This window comes from Streptomyces sp. NPDC059668 (genome assembly GCF_042734135.1).
Lineage (GTDB): Bacteria > Actinomycetota > Actinomycetes > Streptomycetales > Streptomycetaceae > Streptomyces.
On the sequence record NZ_JBHWEL010000005.1, the window covers coordinates 33,602 to 49,105 of the forward strand.

The 15,504-nt window shown below is 71.1% G+C and carries 13 protein-coding genes; 11 read left to right on the plus strand and 2 right to left on the minus strand.

Annotation, left to right across the window (positions count from 1 at the left end):
• Nucleotides 1-24 precede the first annotated feature (24 nt).
• Nucleotides 25-273, minus strand: a complete 249-nt coding sequence (locus ACFV2J_RS05975) for an acyl carrier protein (protein WP_385083289.1) — start codon at nucleotides 271-273, stop codon at nucleotides 25-27.
• A gap of 344 nt (nucleotides 274-617) precedes the next feature.
• Between ACFV2J_RS05975 and ACFV2J_RS05980 the strand changes: the two genes are divergently transcribed.
• From ACFV2J_RS05980 to ACFV2J_RS06030, 11 genes are all read left to right on the plus strand, one after another.
• Nucleotides 618-1,388, plus strand: coding sequence for a 2OG-Fe dioxygenase family protein (locus ACFV2J_RS05980; protein WP_385083288.1), 771 nt, complete (start codon nucleotides 618-620; stop codon nucleotides 1,386-1,388).
• A gap of 12 nt (nucleotides 1,389-1,400) precedes the next feature.
• Nucleotides 1,401-2,531 carry a hypothetical protein gene (locus ACFV2J_RS05985; RefSeq protein WP_385083286.1) on the plus strand — a complete coding sequence of 377 codons (1,131 nt, stop codon included), beginning with the start codon at nucleotides 1,401-1,403 and terminating at the stop codon, nucleotides 2,529-2,531.
• Nucleotides 2,532-2,536: 5 nt separating this feature from the next.
• Nucleotides 2,537-2,788 carry a hypothetical protein gene (locus ACFV2J_RS05990; protein ID WP_385083285.1) on the plus strand — a complete coding sequence of 84 codons (252 nt, stop codon included), beginning with the start codon at nucleotides 2,537-2,539 and terminating at the stop codon, nucleotides 2,786-2,788.
• 52 nt (nucleotides 2,789-2,840) lie between these two features.
• Complete coding sequence (locus tag ACFV2J_RS05995; protein WP_385083283.1) at nucleotides 2,841-4,247, plus strand: MATE family efflux transporter; 1,407 nt, start codon at nucleotides 2,841-2,843, stop codon at nucleotides 4,245-4,247.
• 30 nt (nucleotides 4,248-4,277) lie between these two features.
• Nucleotides 4,278-5,489, plus strand: coding sequence for an acetyl-CoA carboxylase biotin carboxylase subunit family protein (locus ACFV2J_RS06000; RefSeq protein ID WP_385083281.1), 1,212 nt, complete (start codon nucleotides 4,278-4,280; stop codon nucleotides 5,487-5,489).
• Nucleotides 5,486-6,766 (plus strand): aspartate aminotransferase family protein, encoded by a 1,281-nt coding sequence (locus tag ACFV2J_RS06005; RefSeq protein WP_385083280.1) that lies wholly within the window; start codon nucleotides 5,486-5,488, stop codon nucleotides 6,764-6,766. The genes ACFV2J_RS06000 and ACFV2J_RS06005 overlap by 4 nt, the downstream gene beginning before the upstream one ends.
• 317 nt (nucleotides 6,767-7,083) lie before the next feature.
• Entirely contained in the window at nucleotides 7,084-10,980 is a 3,897-nt protein-coding gene (locus ACFV2J_RS06010) for an amino acid adenylation domain-containing protein (RefSeq protein WP_385083278.1), read from the plus strand.
• A gap of 74 nt (nucleotides 10,981-11,054) precedes the next feature.
• Complete coding sequence (gene fabG / locus ACFV2J_RS06015) at nucleotides 11,055-11,759, plus strand: 3-oxoacyl-ACP reductase FabG (RefSeq protein WP_385083277.1); 705 nt, start codon at nucleotides 11,055-11,057, stop codon at nucleotides 11,757-11,759.
• Between the two features lie 215 nt (nucleotides 11,760-11,974).
• A complete protein-coding gene (locus tag ACFV2J_RS06020) occupies nucleotides 11,975-12,637 on the plus strand; it encodes a 4'-phosphopantetheinyl transferase family protein (RefSeq protein ID WP_385083275.1) in 663 nt (220 codons plus the stop codon).
• Nucleotides 12,634-13,473 (plus strand): dimethylargininase, encoded by an 840-nt coding sequence (gene ddaH, locus ACFV2J_RS06025; protein WP_385083274.1) that lies wholly within the window; start codon nucleotides 12,634-12,636, stop codon nucleotides 13,471-13,473. The genes ACFV2J_RS06020 and ddaH overlap by 4 nt, the downstream gene beginning before the upstream one ends.
• A 5-nt stretch (nucleotides 13,474-13,478) precedes the next feature.
• Nucleotides 13,479-14,588: a hypothetical protein gene (locus ACFV2J_RS06030; protein ID WP_385083272.1), complete on the plus strand. Its 1,110-nt coding sequence runs from the start codon at nucleotides 13,479-13,481 to the stop codon at nucleotides 14,586-14,588.
• Here ACFV2J_RS06030 and ACFV2J_RS06035 read toward each other — a convergent pair.
• A complete protein-coding gene (locus ACFV2J_RS06035; protein ID WP_385083271.1) occupies nucleotides 14,582-15,448 on the minus strand; it encodes a helix-turn-helix domain-containing protein in 867 nt (288 codons plus the stop codon). The genes ACFV2J_RS06030 and ACFV2J_RS06035 overlap by 7 nt on opposite strands.
• Nucleotides 15,449-15,504: the final 56 nt, after the last annotated feature.

A 15,504-nucleotide genomic window follows, 5' to 3' on the forward strand; every position in this document is an offset into this window, starting at 1 on the left:
CGGGTGGGCGGGGCGCGCGGGACGTCAGCCGCCGACCTGCTCGCTCACGTGCCGCTGCAGGTCCCCCACCGTCACGAGGTCACGGGAGAATTCGTCACCGAGCTCGATGTCCAGAGCCGCCTCCACCTGGACGACGACGTCGATCAGTTTGAGTGAATCAATGTCCAGATCGACCCGGAGGTCCTGATCGGCCGATATCTCGAAGGAATCGGGAAGTTCGGCGATCTGCTTCAGGATCTCGGATATACGCCCGTCGATCACGGTGGCCGACATTTGTCCCCCAGTTTTTTCAGGCTGCTTTCGATCAAGGTAATCGGGGGGCGAACGGCATGTCAACGAAACGGCTGCGAAACTTTTGGTCTGCGAATGTACAGAGCGTCCGCTTTTTTACGGTCCCTCGGCCTGGCCGAAAATGAACCCGGAAATCGCCGAGTGGTGGGTGGATTCAGCCAAAGGCGCGAGAAAGCGGCGGCATTTCGGCCATCGCAGCCAGTTTTTTCTGCCAACCGGGCCGGTATGCCAAGAATCTTCGTGACCTTCATTACATTGCGCTGCTGTATCCGTTCAACTAATCTCTGGCACTCGAAAGGCTCATTGGCAACGGGGGGATTTCTGCTGTGCCCGAAAACATTTCGAATCTCGCGCGCCAGGGATATGACCGCTGGGATCTCGGCGCGCATTTCGGTATCGACGGGGAAAGCGCTGACTACAAGGAACTCAGGGCGGCTTACGAGGACCTTCCCGAGGATCCGTACGCGATCGGCTCGGGCCGATACCGGCGATACGCGCGCGGTGTATTCCTGCCCTGGTCCAAGGAATTCTTCTGGATGCCGGCCACGGAGAGCCAGGCCCGTGAGGGGATGAACGGCTACTACCAGGGCGACAACAATCCCGAGTACGTCAACGTCACCCGCGACCTCCCCGCCATCAGCGCCGAGGTGTGCGACAACAAGCTCCTCCTGGACCTGATCCAGTTCGACTTCTCCCAGACCCACTGGGACGAGGACGACGCGGTCTGGCCGCTCTACGTCGGCGTCCACCTGATCAAGCTGCACATCGCGGACGACGGCCACGAGGCCGTGTCGTCCCCCAACGAGCTGCACCAGGACGGCGAGCCCTACGTCTTCGCCCACCTGATCTACCGTCACAACGCCGAGGGCGGGGCGAATCTCATCGCCACCCCCGAGTACCGCGGCAAGCAGCCCGAGGACGTGCCGCCCGGTGACCGGCTCGCCGAGTTCGACATGCGGCGCCCCCTGGAGGCGTACGCCATCACGGACCACCTCGTCAGCCACTACGTCGGCCCCATTCGCAAGGGCGCCGACCCGGAGCCCGGCGAGCGCGCCATCCTCCTGGCCGACTGGGTCCCCATGCGCCACCGCATCTGAAAGGGGCACCACGTGACCGGCGTGCGATACCGCTACGAACGCCCGGTGGACGCCGGGGCCGCTGACGAACTGCGCAAGGCCCTGGCGTTCCATCACGGCGACGTCACCGTGGAACGGCTGGACAAGGGCGTCGACGTCGTCGTGCCGGCCGGCCCCACCGAACGGGAACTGGGCGAGATGGTCCGCCACTTCCTGCGCGGCCACCGGGAGGTGGCGGCCACGGTCATCACCGAGTACGCGGGCCGTCCCGGCCTTTCCTGTGCGCTGCCCGACGACGACCGCATCGCGGTGGCCAGAGGCGCCTATCTGCACGGCCCCGAGTGGACGGCGGCGATGGACCACGTGCGCCGACTGTGCCGGGAACGGTTCGCGGAGGCATTCGGCGCACCCCTGCTGGCCGGATCGGCCCAGATCGCCCGCGACGTGCTCGTGCGGGCCGGCTACTACCAGAAGTTCCCGAATCTCGTGAACGCGGTCGCCCGTATCCGGGACCACTACTGGGACGGCGTCACCGTCTCCCAGCTGCGGCCCGGCCAGACCGAGGCGCTGGACTCCTTCTACGCGCCCGCCGAAACCGTCCTCACCCCGGTCACGTGTTACCACGTGTACGCGAACGCGGCCGAGCTGAAGGACCGTTACGGCACCGGGCTGTTCGCGATCGACGGGCCGGTCTTCCGGCACGAGTCGCACAACCACAGCGCCACCCGGCTGGGCGAGTTCAGGATGTTCGAACTCGTCCGGATGGGCGGCTCCGAGGAGGTCGCGCACGACTACGAGCGGATCCTGAAGGCGTTCACGGCGTTCTTCGCGGAACTGGAGGTGCCGCACCGCATCGTCAGCGCCTCCGACGCGTTCTTCGGGGACGCGCCGACCATGACCCGCGAGGCCCAGCTGCTCAACAGGAGCAAGTTCGAGGTGCGGGTGCCGCTCGGGGACGGCGAACTCTCCGTGGCCAGCGTCAACGCGCACGGCGAGGTGTTCGCCGACGCGTTCGGGCTGCGCGGCCTGGGGACCGACGCGACCTGCTGCGCCGGAGTCGGCCTGGACCGGCTCACCTACGCCCTGCTGTCGTACGGCCTGCTCGACGCTCCGGTCGCCCCGGCCACATCCCGCATTCCGCACCCTGACCCATCGAGGGAATGAACCCCATGCAAGACCTGAGGAACGTCGTCGACGAACTGCTCCGGCAACTCGCGGCCGCGCGGGACGTCCCGGCCGACGCCGAACTGTCGGAGATCATCATCAGCTCGCTGGACCAGATGCGGTTTCTGGTCGGCCTGGAGGAGCGGCTCGACGTGATGCTGGACGTCGGCGACGTGCTGCCCTTCGACCTGTCCGACCGCGACGCTCTGCTCAGGAGCGTGCGGGAGCTGCTGGTGGAGTCCGGAGTGACGCTGTGACCGGTGCCCGTCCGCCCGCCGGGCTCCGGCCCGCCGGCCGCGGCGGCCGCCGATGAGCGCCACCCGGGCACGGCTGCTCGACCTGGCCACCGTGCGCGAGGTCGTGCGCGTCTCGGTCCCGCTGATGTTCGGCATGATCGGGAACCTGATCCTGTTGCTGGTCGACCGGATCTGCCTGGCCCGCTACTCGGAGGACACCCTCACCGCGTCGGGGCCGGCCGTCTTCACCGCGACCACGGTGATCATGGTGACCACGGGGGCGGTCGGCATCACCCGCTCCTACGTGGCGCAGGCGCACGGCCGCGGAGAGCAGCGCGAGGCGATGGACGAGGGTGCCAACGGCTTCGTCCTGGCCCTGCTGTTCTGCGCGCTGCTGTTCGCCTCCACCCCGCTGCTGATGTGGGTGCCGACGCTGAGCGGCCAGCCCGCGCACATCCAGGAGCTGGAGGCGCAGTTCCTGGGCCTGTCCACCCTCTACGGCGCGGTCATGACCCTCAACATGGCGCTGTCCTCGTACTTCAACGGCATGGGCCGGACCCGGGTGCCGATGGTCGTCGGCATCCTCGGTCAGCTGGCCGGCGTCGTGATGACGGTCGGCCTGGTCTTCGGCCGCTTCGGGCTGCCGGAGCTGGGCATGCGGGGCTCCGCGCTCGGCACGCTGAGCGCGGTGTCCGTCATGTTCGTCGGATACGCCGTGTACCTGCCCAAGGGCTACGCCGCGGGCTTCGGCCGGCTCGTCCGCCAGGGCGGCCGGCGGGCCGCCGGGACACTGTGGCTGCGACTGCGGCGCGGTGCCCCCGCGGGCGGCTCCCTGAGTCTGGAGGAGCTGGGACAGACCGCGTTCGTGTGGCTGGCCGGCGTCCTGGGCCCGGTGGCGCTCGCCGCGAACAACGTCGCGCTGGCCCTGAACTACGCGGCCGTCATTCCCCTGATCGGCCTCGGCCTGGGGTGCAACATCCTGTGCGGCAAGGCCGTCGGCGCAGGCGCCCACCGGACCGTCCCGCACATCATGCGGGTCACCCTGACCATCTCGGGCCTGTACGTGGCCGTGGTCGCGTTCTTCCAGATCGTCACCCCGACCCTGCTGCTGAGCCCCTTCGGTCTGGACGGAGCCGACTCCGCCGTCACCGCCCACGCGGTGGCCACCTCCCGGGTGCTGTGGACGTACTCCTTCGCGTTCATGTTCTCGATGGTCGGCTCGGCGGTCCTGGAGTGCCTCGGCCTGGCCCGCTTCGGGTTCCTGGCGCGCGTCGTCCTCATGTGGTGCCTGTGCGTCCCCACGATCGTGGCGTTCGTGCTGCTCAACCGTGACGACGCGGACATGCTGCCGGTCATGTGGGTGATCTTCTCGGTCTTCGAGGCCGTGATGGCCGCGGTCTGCCTGTGGCGCGTCAGGCAGGCCGTCGCCAACGAGGAGAACCGGCTCCACCGCACCGAACCCGTCCGGCAGACGACCTGACCGACCACCCGACAGAGAGTGTGGCCTTCCGTGAACGTATTGATCCTCGGCCGCGAGGAAGACTGCCGCGACTACCTCGACTACGCGCACGGGCGGGGCTTCACCGTCCGCTTCTTCGCCCCGCCGCGGCTCGCCGCCGACGACCGGGCGAACTGGCGGCGGACCGTCGCCGACGCCGCGCGCGAGAGCGTCGACCTGAGCACCGTCGACGACATCCTCTCCTTCCACGACAGTTACCAGATCCAGCTGGAGCTGCTGCGCGGCGAACTGGGCATGCCCACCCGCGACATCGACACCCTGCTGTGCCTCGCCGACAAGACCCGGTTCAAGGCGCACCCGGCGGTCCGTGACCACATCACCCGCCACATCGAACTCGACACGTCGTCCAAGGCGCCCGAGGCGCTGGCGGCCGTCGACGCCGCCCTGACCTTCCCGGTCGTCGTCAAGCCGTCCAACGGCTTCTACAGCGCGGGCGTGGTGAAGGCCACGACGCCCGAGGAGTTCCCCAAGGCCTTCCTCCAGACCAAGCGGGTCTGCACGGTCCTGCGGGAGAGCTCCGGCGAGTCGCGGATGCTCGCCGAGGAGTACCTCGACGGCAACGAGTACGCCGTCGACGGCATGGTCAGCGAGGGCCGGGTCATCCCCCTCCAGATCCACCGCAAACTGCCGCCCCTGGTCGGCCCCCTCTTCCACGAAGTGGCCTACCTGACCGAGCCGTTCGACGCGGAACTGGGCCGTGACTTCACCGCCCTGCTGGAGAGCGTCGTCCCGGGCGTCGGCCTGGACAACTCCCCTTTCCACGCGGAGTTCCGCTTCGACGGCCAGGGCCGGCTGCGCGTCCTGGAACTCGCACCACGACTGTGCGGCGGCGGCACCACCACCTACCAGCAACTGCGCATCTGCACCGGCCTCGACGCGTACGACCTGCTGCACCGGCTGGGCCGTGAGGCCATCGCCCCCGAGCCGCTGCACCGCCGGGTGGCTCTGGAGTACGACGCCCCCATCGTCAGCAGCGGCTTCCTGAAGAACACCGCCCGCGCGGTCGAGGTGTGCCACAAGAACGATGTCACCACCGTGCATCTGCACCGCGCGGACGGCCAGTTCGTCCTCGCGCCGCCGCTCAACTTCGAGACGGTCCTGACCGCCTACTTCGCCCGCGACACCCGCGAAGAGGCCGAGGCACTGCTGGACGTCCTGATGACCGACTGCACGATCGACACCGAGAAGGAAAAATCCTCATGAGGCCGGAAATCAAGCGCGCCCAGCACGTCATACCCATCGGCGCCAGCTCGCCGCTGCGCGCCTGCCGCAACGTGGAGACGGCCCCGCTGGTCGTCGCCGAGGCGCACGGCCAGTACCTGCACGACATCGACGGCACCCGGTACGTCGACTTCATGTACGGGTTCGGGCCGCTGATCCTCGGACACGCGCCGGAGACCGTCAGCTCCGCCATCGCCCGTCAGGCCGCCAACGGCACCCTGTTCGGCACGTACTCCACGCAGGAGACCGAGCTCGCCGAGCGCATCACCGCGACCGCCGAGCACCTGGAGCAGCTGCGCTTCGTGTGCAGCGGCACCGAGGCCGTGATGTCCGCCCTGCGACTGGCCCGCGCCTACACCAAGCGCACCCGCGTCCTGCGCTTCAACGGTGGCTACCACGGCCACTTCGACCTGGTCCAGAACAAGGACGAGGACCGTATGCGCGACGCGGGCCTCGACCCGGACGCCATGCGCTCCAACGTCTTCGCGGAGTACAACGACGCCGAGGGCGTCGAGCGGGCCTTCGCCGATCACGCCGGCGAGATCGCGGCCGTCGTCGTCGAGCCCGTCGCCTGCAACATGTCGCTCGTCCTGCCCGAGGAGGGGTTCCTCGCCGAACTGCGGCGCATCTGCGACCGCGAGGGCGCGCTGCTCATCTTCGACGAGGTCATCACCGGCTTCCGGCTCACCTACGGCCCGGTGAGCAACCTGCTCGGCGTCGCTCCCGACCTCACCGCCTTCGGCAAGATCATCGGTGGTGGCACGCCCGTCGGGGCGTTCGGCGGACGCCGCGACATCATGCGGCTGCTCGACGAGGAGCGGGTCCTGCAGGGCGGCACCCTGGCCGGCAATCCGCTGACCATGGCGGCCGGCCTGGCCACCCTCGACGTCCTGGCACAGCCGGGCTTCTACGAGGAACTGGAGCGCAAGGGCGCCCTCCTTCAGGCCGCCGTGGAGCGCCACCGTGCCGAGAGGGGGCTGGACTTCACCTTCGCCCGGATCGGCAGCGTCTTCGCCTTCCTCTTCGTCCCGCAGGGCTCGCCGCTCCGCGTCAAGGCGGACGTCGCCGCGCAGGCCCACTCGCCGTACACCACGCTGTACGCGGGCATGCGGCAGGCCGGCTACCACCTGGCGCCGGACATCGAGGAGCCGATGTACGTGTCCGCCGAGACGACGGACGAGACGATCGAGGACTTCGCGGCCCGCGCCGTCGACCTCCTCGCCACGGACCCGAACACACCGGTGGCCACCGCGGTCTAGGCCGCGTCCGACCACGCGCGCCGGGCCGGCGTGCGGTGTCCGGCGCGGTGCGCCGCACGGCGGAGGATCTCCCGGGGACGGGTGCGCCCGGGTGATCCGGCACCGCGGTGAGATGCCGTGCCGGGCGCCGACCGCCCGACGGGAACCGCCGGACACGGTCCGGCCCGATCCACGGGTGGTGCTCTTCGGAGCACCGCCCCCGCCGCCCCGCACCGCCGTGCGGCCTCACACCACCGCACGGCACGTGCGGCCCCGGCCCCTGCCGCCCGCATCGCCGGACCTTCGCGCTGCCCGCCCCCTGCCGACGGGACTTCACCATGAACGACGAGGTCAGGAACCTCCCCCTCCTCCCCGCCCAGGAGAGCCTGCTGTTCGCGGAAGCGGCGCACGGCCGACCGGGCACCCACAACCTGGCTCTGGCACTGCGGCTCACCGGGCCGCTCGACCGGGGTGCCCTCGACTCCGCTCTGCGCGCGCTGACCGCGCGGCACGAGGCGCTGCGGGTGAGCTTCACCGAGCACGAGGGTGTACTGCGGCAGACGATCGCCGTCGAGGCGGGCGTCGCCGTCGAGGAGATCGACCTCTCCGCCCCGGACCCGGACGCCCCGGACACCGTCGATCTCGACCGGCACTTCGCCGCGGCACAGGACCGGCCGTTCCCGCTCGACCGGGCGCCGCTGCTGCGGGCCACCGTGTACCGGCTCCGCGAGCGGCAGCACGTACTGCTGCTCGTCACGCACCACAGCGTCGCCGACGGCCACTCCCTGGACGTCCTCGCCCGCGAGTTCGGCACGCTCTACGAGGCGTTCGCCGAGCACCGGCCGAACCCGCTCGCCCCGCCTGCCCTGAGCTACGGCGAGCACGTCGAGGCCACCCTCGTCGGCAACTCCGACCGCCGCCGGGCCCGGGCCCTCGACCACTGGCGCGCCGAACTCGACGGCGCCCCCGCCACCCTCGACCTGCCCATGGCCCGTCCGAGTGGCACCACCCGCCGACAGGCGGCCACGCACCGCCGCGACCTGCCCGGGCCCGTCGTGGCCCGGCTGCGCGAGCTCGCCGGCGAACACCGCGCCAGCCTCTTCGCGGTGCTCGCCGCCGGTGCCTTCGCCGTCCTGGGCCGTTACACGGGGGAGAGCGACCTCGTGCTGGGCGTACCCCTGTCCACCCGTACGCAGCCGGGCTCGGAGAGCGTGGTCGGTCTCACCGTCAACACCATGCCGCTGCGCGTCCGATACGACGCGGACGAGGGCTTCCTGCCACTGCTGCGCCATGTCCAGGGCCGAACCTTCCAGGCCCTGCGTCACCAGAACATGCCCTTCCACGAGCTGGTCCAGGCCCTCAACCCGCCCCGCTCCGCGGACCGTCAACCGGTGTTCCAGCTGGGCCTCAACCACGTGCGGACCGGTCCCGCGGCCACCCCGCGGGCCGGGCTGCTCATCGAGACGATGCCGATCGCCAACGCGACGGCGGCGTTCGAACTGATGCTGACCTTCGTGGAGTCGGACGACGACGCCTGGGTGTACGTCGAGTACGACACGGAGCGCTTCGACGCACCCGCCGTCCACGCCCTCGCCGGCCACTTGGCGAACCTCCTCGCCGAGGTCTCCAGGGACCCCGGCGTCCCGCTCGCCGACATCGAGCTGATGGACGAGGAGGAACGGCGGCGCGTCCTGCACCTGTGGAACGACACCGCGGCGCCCCTCACCGACGACACCGTCGTGTCCCTGTTCGCCCGGCAGGCCGCCCGGCACGGTGACGCCACCGCCGTCGTCTGCGGCCGGGAAAGCCTCGGCTACCGGGACCTGGACCGGCGCTCCGCACGACTGGCGCGCCTGCTCGCCGAACGCGGCGTGGCACAGGGCGCCTTCGTCGGCATAGCGCTGAACCGCTCCGCGGCCACCGTCGTGGCCGTGCTCGCGGTACTCAGAGCGGGCGCCGCCTATGTGCCGTTGGACCCGGCCTACCCCGCGGAACGGCTGGCGTTCATGGTGCGGGACGCGGCCCCCGCCCTGGTGATCACCGAGTCCTCGGCTCTCGCCGGACTGCGGACGGGTCCCGGCGCGCCCCCCGCGCTCCTGCTGGACGACCCCGCCGTGCGGGCCGCCCTCGACGCGTACGACGACACCTTCGAGCGGGAGGTGACTCCCGACCACACGGCGTACGTGATCTACACCTCCGGCTCCACCGGCCGGCCCAAGGGCGTCCGTGTCACCCACCGCGGCGTCACCAACCTCACCGCCTGGGCGGCGGACGCCTTCGGCGACGGGTTGCGGCGGGTGCTCGCCGCGACCTCCCTCAACTTCGACGTCTCCGTGTTCGAGATCCTCGGACCGCTGCTCAACGGCGGCAGCATAGAGATCGTCCGCGACCTCCTGGAGATCGGTGAACGCGGCGGATGGGAGGGCACGCTCGTCAGTGGTGTCCCCTCGGTGCTGGCCCGGCTGATCGCCGACGGCGCCCTCGACCTGCGCGTCGACCACCTCGTCCTCGCGGGCGAGGCGCTGTCCCCACAGGTGGCCGGACGGCTGCGGGCCGCCGTGCCGGGCGCCCGGCTCGTCAACGCCTACGGGCCCACCGAGACCACCGTGTACGCCAGCGCGTCCGTCACCGGCGGCCACGGCACGGGCGCCGAGGAGGACACCCCGCCCATCGGCCGCCCCCTGCGCAACACCCGGCTGTACGTGCTCGACGACCGGATGCGGCCCGTGCCCGTCGGGGTGCCCGGCGAGCTGTACATCGCGGGCGCCGGCCTCGCCCAGGGCTATCTGCACCGCCCCGACCTGACCGAATCCCGCTTCGTGACCGACCCGTTCGGGGCACCCGGCGAGCGCATGTACCGCTCCGGCGACGTGGTGCTGCGCCGCTCCGACGGACAGCTGCGGTACGTCGGACGCTCCGACGACCAGGTCAAGCTGCGCGGCTTCCGCGTGGAGCCCAGCGAGGTGGAGGCGGTTCTCGCCGAGCGGCCCGAGGTGGCGCAGGCGGCCGTCGTGCTCCACGAGGACCCGCACGGCGAACGCCGGCTCGTCGCGTACGTCACTCCCGTGCCCGGCACCACGCCCGACCCGGCACAACTGCGCGCCGCCGCCGCCCGGTTGCTCCCCGAGTACATGGTCCCGGCGGCCGTCGTACCGCTGGACCGGCTGCCGCTCTCGCCCAGCGGCAAACTGGACCGGGACCGGCTGCCCGACCCCGGCTTCGGCACCTCCGCCGGCCGCCCGCCCGCCACCCCCGACGAAATCGCCCTCGCCACCCTGTTCGCCGACGCGCTCGGACTGCCCGACGTGTCGGCCACCGACAGCTTCTTCGACCTCGGCGGCCACTCCCTGATGGCGATCCGGCTCGTGGACCGCATCCGCGCCGAGCTGCGCACCGGACTGACCGTGCGCGACCTCTTCGAGACACCGACCGTCCAGGGGCTGGCCCAACGACTGCGCCCGGACGGGGCCGTACCCGCGCACACACCGCCTGCCGGCGGCCCGGCCGACGACTTCGCGGTCCTCCTTCCGCTGCGCACCCGGGGCAGCAGGCCCCCGCTGTTCTGCTTCCACCCCGGATTCGGGCTCAGCTGGAGCTACGCCGCACTGATGCGCAGGCTCGACCCGGACCAGCCGGTGTACGCGCTACAGGCGCGCGGTGTCGCCTCGGACGAACAACTCCCGAACTCCTACGAGGAGTTGCTCGACGACTATCTGCGGCAGATCCGCGCGGTCCGGCCGCACGGGCCCTACCGGCTGCTCGGCTGGTCCTTCGGCGGTCTGGTCGCCCACTCGCTGGCCGCCCGGTTCCAGGCCGAGGGCGAGCAGGTCGAACTGCTCGCGATGCTGGACACCCTGATGGTCGGCGCCGACGAGGAACTGGAACCGGGGGAGATGCGCCGGCTCATCGAGGCCGAGACCGCCGCCGTACGTGAAGTCGTGCCCGACGCACAGCGGTTGCTGGCCGTCATCGAGAACCTGATCCGGCTGCGCGGCCAGTTCCGTCCCGAACGATTCCGTGGCGACGCGCTGTACTTCACCGCCGCGCACGAACCGGGCCGGTCGGAGTCGGTCAGCGAACCGTGGGAGCCGTACGTCGAGGGCCGGGTGGTGGAACACCGCGTCGCCTGCGCCCATCTGGAGATGATGAACGCCCGCCCCGCCCGCGAGATCGGCAACGCGGTGAGCAAGGCGCTGGACGGGCTCGCCGACGCCACACCGGAGCAGCGCGCTTAGCGCCCGCACCGCGTGAACACTCCCGGGACGCCACCCCCGCACCGCAAGCCCTGAAGACGACGAAGGAACCTCACATGCCCCGTACTGCCCTGGTCCTCGGTGGGAACCGAGGCATCGGCCTGGCCGTGGCGCGCCATCTGGCCGCCCGCGGCGACCGGGTCGCGGTCAGCCACCGTACGGGCGAGCCGCCCGAGCAGCTGTTCGGCGTGCGCTGCGACGTCACCGACGCCGAGGCGGTCACCGCGGCCTGCGCGCGGGTCAAGGAGGAACTGGGCCCGGTGGAGGTACTCGTCGTCAACGCCGGGATCACCCGCGACCGGATGTTCGCCGTCATGACCGCCGAGGACTTCGAGGCGCCGTTGCGCACCAATCTGCTCAGCGCGTTCCACGGGGTCAAACCGGTACTGCGGGGCATGATGCGGGCCCGGTGGGGACGGATCGTCCTGATGTCCTCGACCGTGGCGCTGTCCGGCGCGATGGGCCAGACCAACTACGCCGCCTCCAAGGCCGGACTCATCGGGTTCGCCCGGTCGCTGGCGCTGGAGGTGGCCGCCCACGGCATCACCGTCAACGTCGTCGCTCCCGGCTACACGGACACGGACATGGTCGCGGCCATGCCCGAGGAGCAGCGCGAGAGCCTGCTCGCGACCGTCCCGATGCGCCGGATGGCCACGTCCGACGAGATCGCGGCCGCGGTCGGCTATCTCACCGGTGAGGACGCCGGCTACGTCACCGGCACGGTCCTGCGCATCGACGGCGGCATCGGCATGGGCCACTGACGCGGCCCGCTTCCCCGCACACCACCCGGCGCCCCACCACGCGCGGCGGGACGAACCGACGCACGGAGGGACCGTCAGTGCTCACCCGACCGCCGCAGCCATCGGACACCGGCCCCGGCACACCCGCGGGACAGCTCCCGCGACCGGCCACCGCACCGTCCCCCCGATCCCCTTCGGGGCCGGCCGGCCATCTGCCGGACGACGCCCCTCTCGTCATGTTCCGCCCCACCGCGGACGTCCTGCCGCTCCTCGGCTCGGTCACCCTCGCCCGCTACGAACAGGAGCGCGCCGACCGGCTCTCCGCCGGCGCACGGGAGGACTACCTGGCCGCACACGTCCTGGTCCGGCTGTGCGCGGCGCGTCTCACCGGTGAGCCCCCGGCCACCGTGGTCCTCGGACAGCTCTGCGGCGACTGCGGGGGAGAGGACCACGGCAGGCCCTTCGTCCGAGGCCGTCCCGGCCTGCGGGTCAGCCTCTCGCACGCCCGCGGCGTGGTCGGCGCCGCCGCGGGCCCGGGCCTCGTCGGCGTGGACGTGGAGGACGCCGCGACCGCGCTGTTCGACCCGAGGGTGGCCGCCCGGGTACTGGCGCCCGCCGAACTCGCCGCCGTCCGCGCAGACCCCGACCCCGCACGGGCCTTCCTGCGGCTGTGGGTACGCAAGGAGGCCCTGGTGAAGGTGGGCGTCACGACGCTCGGCGGACTGCGCGGACTCGACCTCACGAACCCCGGCGCGGTGCCGGGCTGGCGGTTTCTCGCATGGAACAGCCCGGACGGCGGGAGCACCGCCGCCGCCGTCGCCCGCACCACGCCCGTCGCCGACGGCGCCGACGACCTCAGCCCGTCTCGTTTCCCTTACCGAGGAGAGCAGCAGACATGACCGCGAACCAGTCCGTCGCACCCGTCAGGACCCGCACGGCGACCCCGCGCCGGCTCCTGATGTGTCCCCCCGACCACTTCGACGTCACCTACTCCATCAATCCGTGGATGCACCCCGGCAAACCCGTGGACGGCGCTCTCGCGCTGCGTCAGTGGGAGGGGCTGCGCGCCCTGTACCGGGAGCTGGGTCACACGGTGCTGGAGATCGCCCCCGTCCCCGGGCTGCCGGACATGGTCTTCGCCGCCAACGGCGCGACCGTCGTCGACGGCAAGGTGTTCGGCGCCCGCTTCCGCCACGTCGAGCGCACCGCGGAGGGTCCCGCCTACCTGGAGTGGTTCCAGCGCCAGGGGTTCGAGGAGCTGTACTGGCCCGAGTACATCAACGAGGGCGAGGGCGACTACCTGGTGGTCGGCCGCCGACTGCTCGCGGGCACGGGCTTCCGCACCGACCAGCGCTCGCACTTCGAGGCCCAGGAGTTCTTCGGGCTGCCCGTCACCAGCCTCCAGCTGGTGAACTCCTCGTACTACCACCTGGACACCGCGCTCGCGGTGCTCTCGGCCGACGAAGTCGCCTACCACCCCGCGGCGTTCACCGAGGGCAGCCAGGCGGTGCTGCGCGAGATGTTCCCGGACGCGATCCTCGCGAGTGCCGAGGACGCGGCGGTCTTCGGCCTGAACATGCTCTGCGACGGGCGGCACGTGCTGCTGCCGGAGGCGGCCACGGGGCTGCGACGGCAGCTCGCCGAGCGCGGTTTCGAGCCGATCGGAGTGGACCTCACCGAGCTCCTCAAGGCCGGCGGCAGCGTGAAGTGCTGCACGCTCGAACTGCGGGGCTGACACCGATGAACAGTCACATCATCGAGCGGTACGAGCAGACCGCCGTCAACTGCCTGACCGGCAGCTACTCCGTCCTCGCCGGCATCGCCGGCCGCCCGGTCGAGGAGCAGGCCGTCTTCGAACGCGGCGACGGCTACCTGTTCCAGGCGGGCCTGGACGAGTCCGGGTACCCGGAGTACATCTTCCCGGTGGAAGAGGCCGGCGCACTCGGCATGACCCGGTCGGCCTTCACCGTGCACAAGGAACCCGTCGACTTCGACGCGACGGGCCCACAGCTCGCCGCGCTCCTGAAGCGGTACCGGGCGGTCGTCGTCTGGGTCAACACGGCCCACCTCAACTACGCCGACGTGTACCGCGACAACGCCCCTTATCTGCACGCGGTCGTCGTCGACACGATCGCCGACGACCACGGCCACGTCGAGGTCCACGACTCGCTCGTCGTCGACCTGAAGCCGTTCAGCTGCCGGGCCGTGGTGACCCTCGACGACCTGATCCGGTCGGCGGGGGACCGGATCAGGAGCGAGGCGCACGACGCCATGGGCTTCTTCTACGCCATATCCGACGACGCCACCGCGCCCCCCGGCGAAGGCCGCCCGGACGAAGCGGTGTTGAGCGGCGCGCTGCCCCGTCAGGCGGAGCGGTTCTTCGCGGAGGACCGCTTCCGGGAGGCCATCCGCCGCTACCAGGCACTGTGCGAGGAGTGCTTCGCCGGCCCACCCGAGCGCGCCACCCGCGGTGCCCGCCGCCTGTTCCACCACGCCTCGGTCCTCTACGCGGTGCCCAGCCTGAAACTGATGGCCGACTCCCTGCGCGCCGCGGGCGCTTCGCCGAGCAGCCTCGCCCTGCACGAGGAGGCCATGCGGCACTGGGAGGCGATGGGCGTCCTCGCGCTGCGCTACGAAGCGACGACCGCTCCGTCGGTGCTGAGCCGGATGACCCGGCGATTCGGTCTGCTGGACGAGGTGACCGTGAAGCTGTGGGAGTCCGTCGCGGCGGACACCGGGTCGCGCGGCGAGCCAGCGGTCCCTTCGACACGGGCCGCCGGGCAGCGGACGGCGACGACCGGAACCGCGCCGGGCGTGGGACTTCCTCCCGGACAGGGACTCCGTCAGTAGGAGTCCCGCAGCTCCCGCAGGATCTCCTTCGTACGGGGGACGGAGGCCGCCTGGGCCGACATGTGGTCCAGGACCTCCAGATGCGTGGCCACCTCGCGCCGCGAGTCGAGATAGACGGCGCCCGTCAGGTACTCGCTGTAGACCATGTCGGGCAGTTCCGGCTCCGCGAAGCGGAACAGCGCGAAGGACGTGTACGTCCCCGGATGGGGACCGCTCGCGTACTCGGCGACCTGGAGCGAGATGTCGTCGCTCTCCAACTCCCGCAGAAGCCGGTCCATCTGGTTGCGCATCACCTCGCCGCGGATGCTCACGGGCCGCCGCAACGCCGTCTCGTCCATGATCACCCAGAGGTGGGGCCGGTTCTCCCGCCCGAGCAGCAGCTGCTGCCGCGTCATGCGCAGCGTGACATGCCGCTCGATGGCCTCCGGACCGGTCTGCCCGACCGTCCCCGCCTCCAGCACGGCCCGCGCGTACTCCTCGGTCTGCAACAGGCCGGGCACGAAGTGCGGCTCGTACGAGCGGATCATGCGGGCGGCGCCCTCCAGACTGACGTGCATGCTGAACCAGTCCGGCAGCACGTCGTGGAAGCGCTGCCACCACCCCGGCCGGTTCGCCTCCTCGGCCAGCGCGACGAAGGCGGCGACCTCGGCGTCGGCCACTCCGTACGTCGTCAACAGCACCTGAAGATAGGGGATCTTGAGGGCGACCTCGGCCATCTCCATGCGCCGCACGGTGGCCGGAGCCACGCGCAGAACCTGCGCGGCCTCCTCCCGGCGCAGGCCGGTGGCCTCCCGCAACTCCTGAAGCCGCCGCCCGAGCACCACTTGCCCCACGGTGGGCGCAGCCCGCCGCTCACTCACGCCACGCCCTCCCCACGCGCCGAAGCCCCCCGAGCACTCTGTCATGTGGCCCCGGG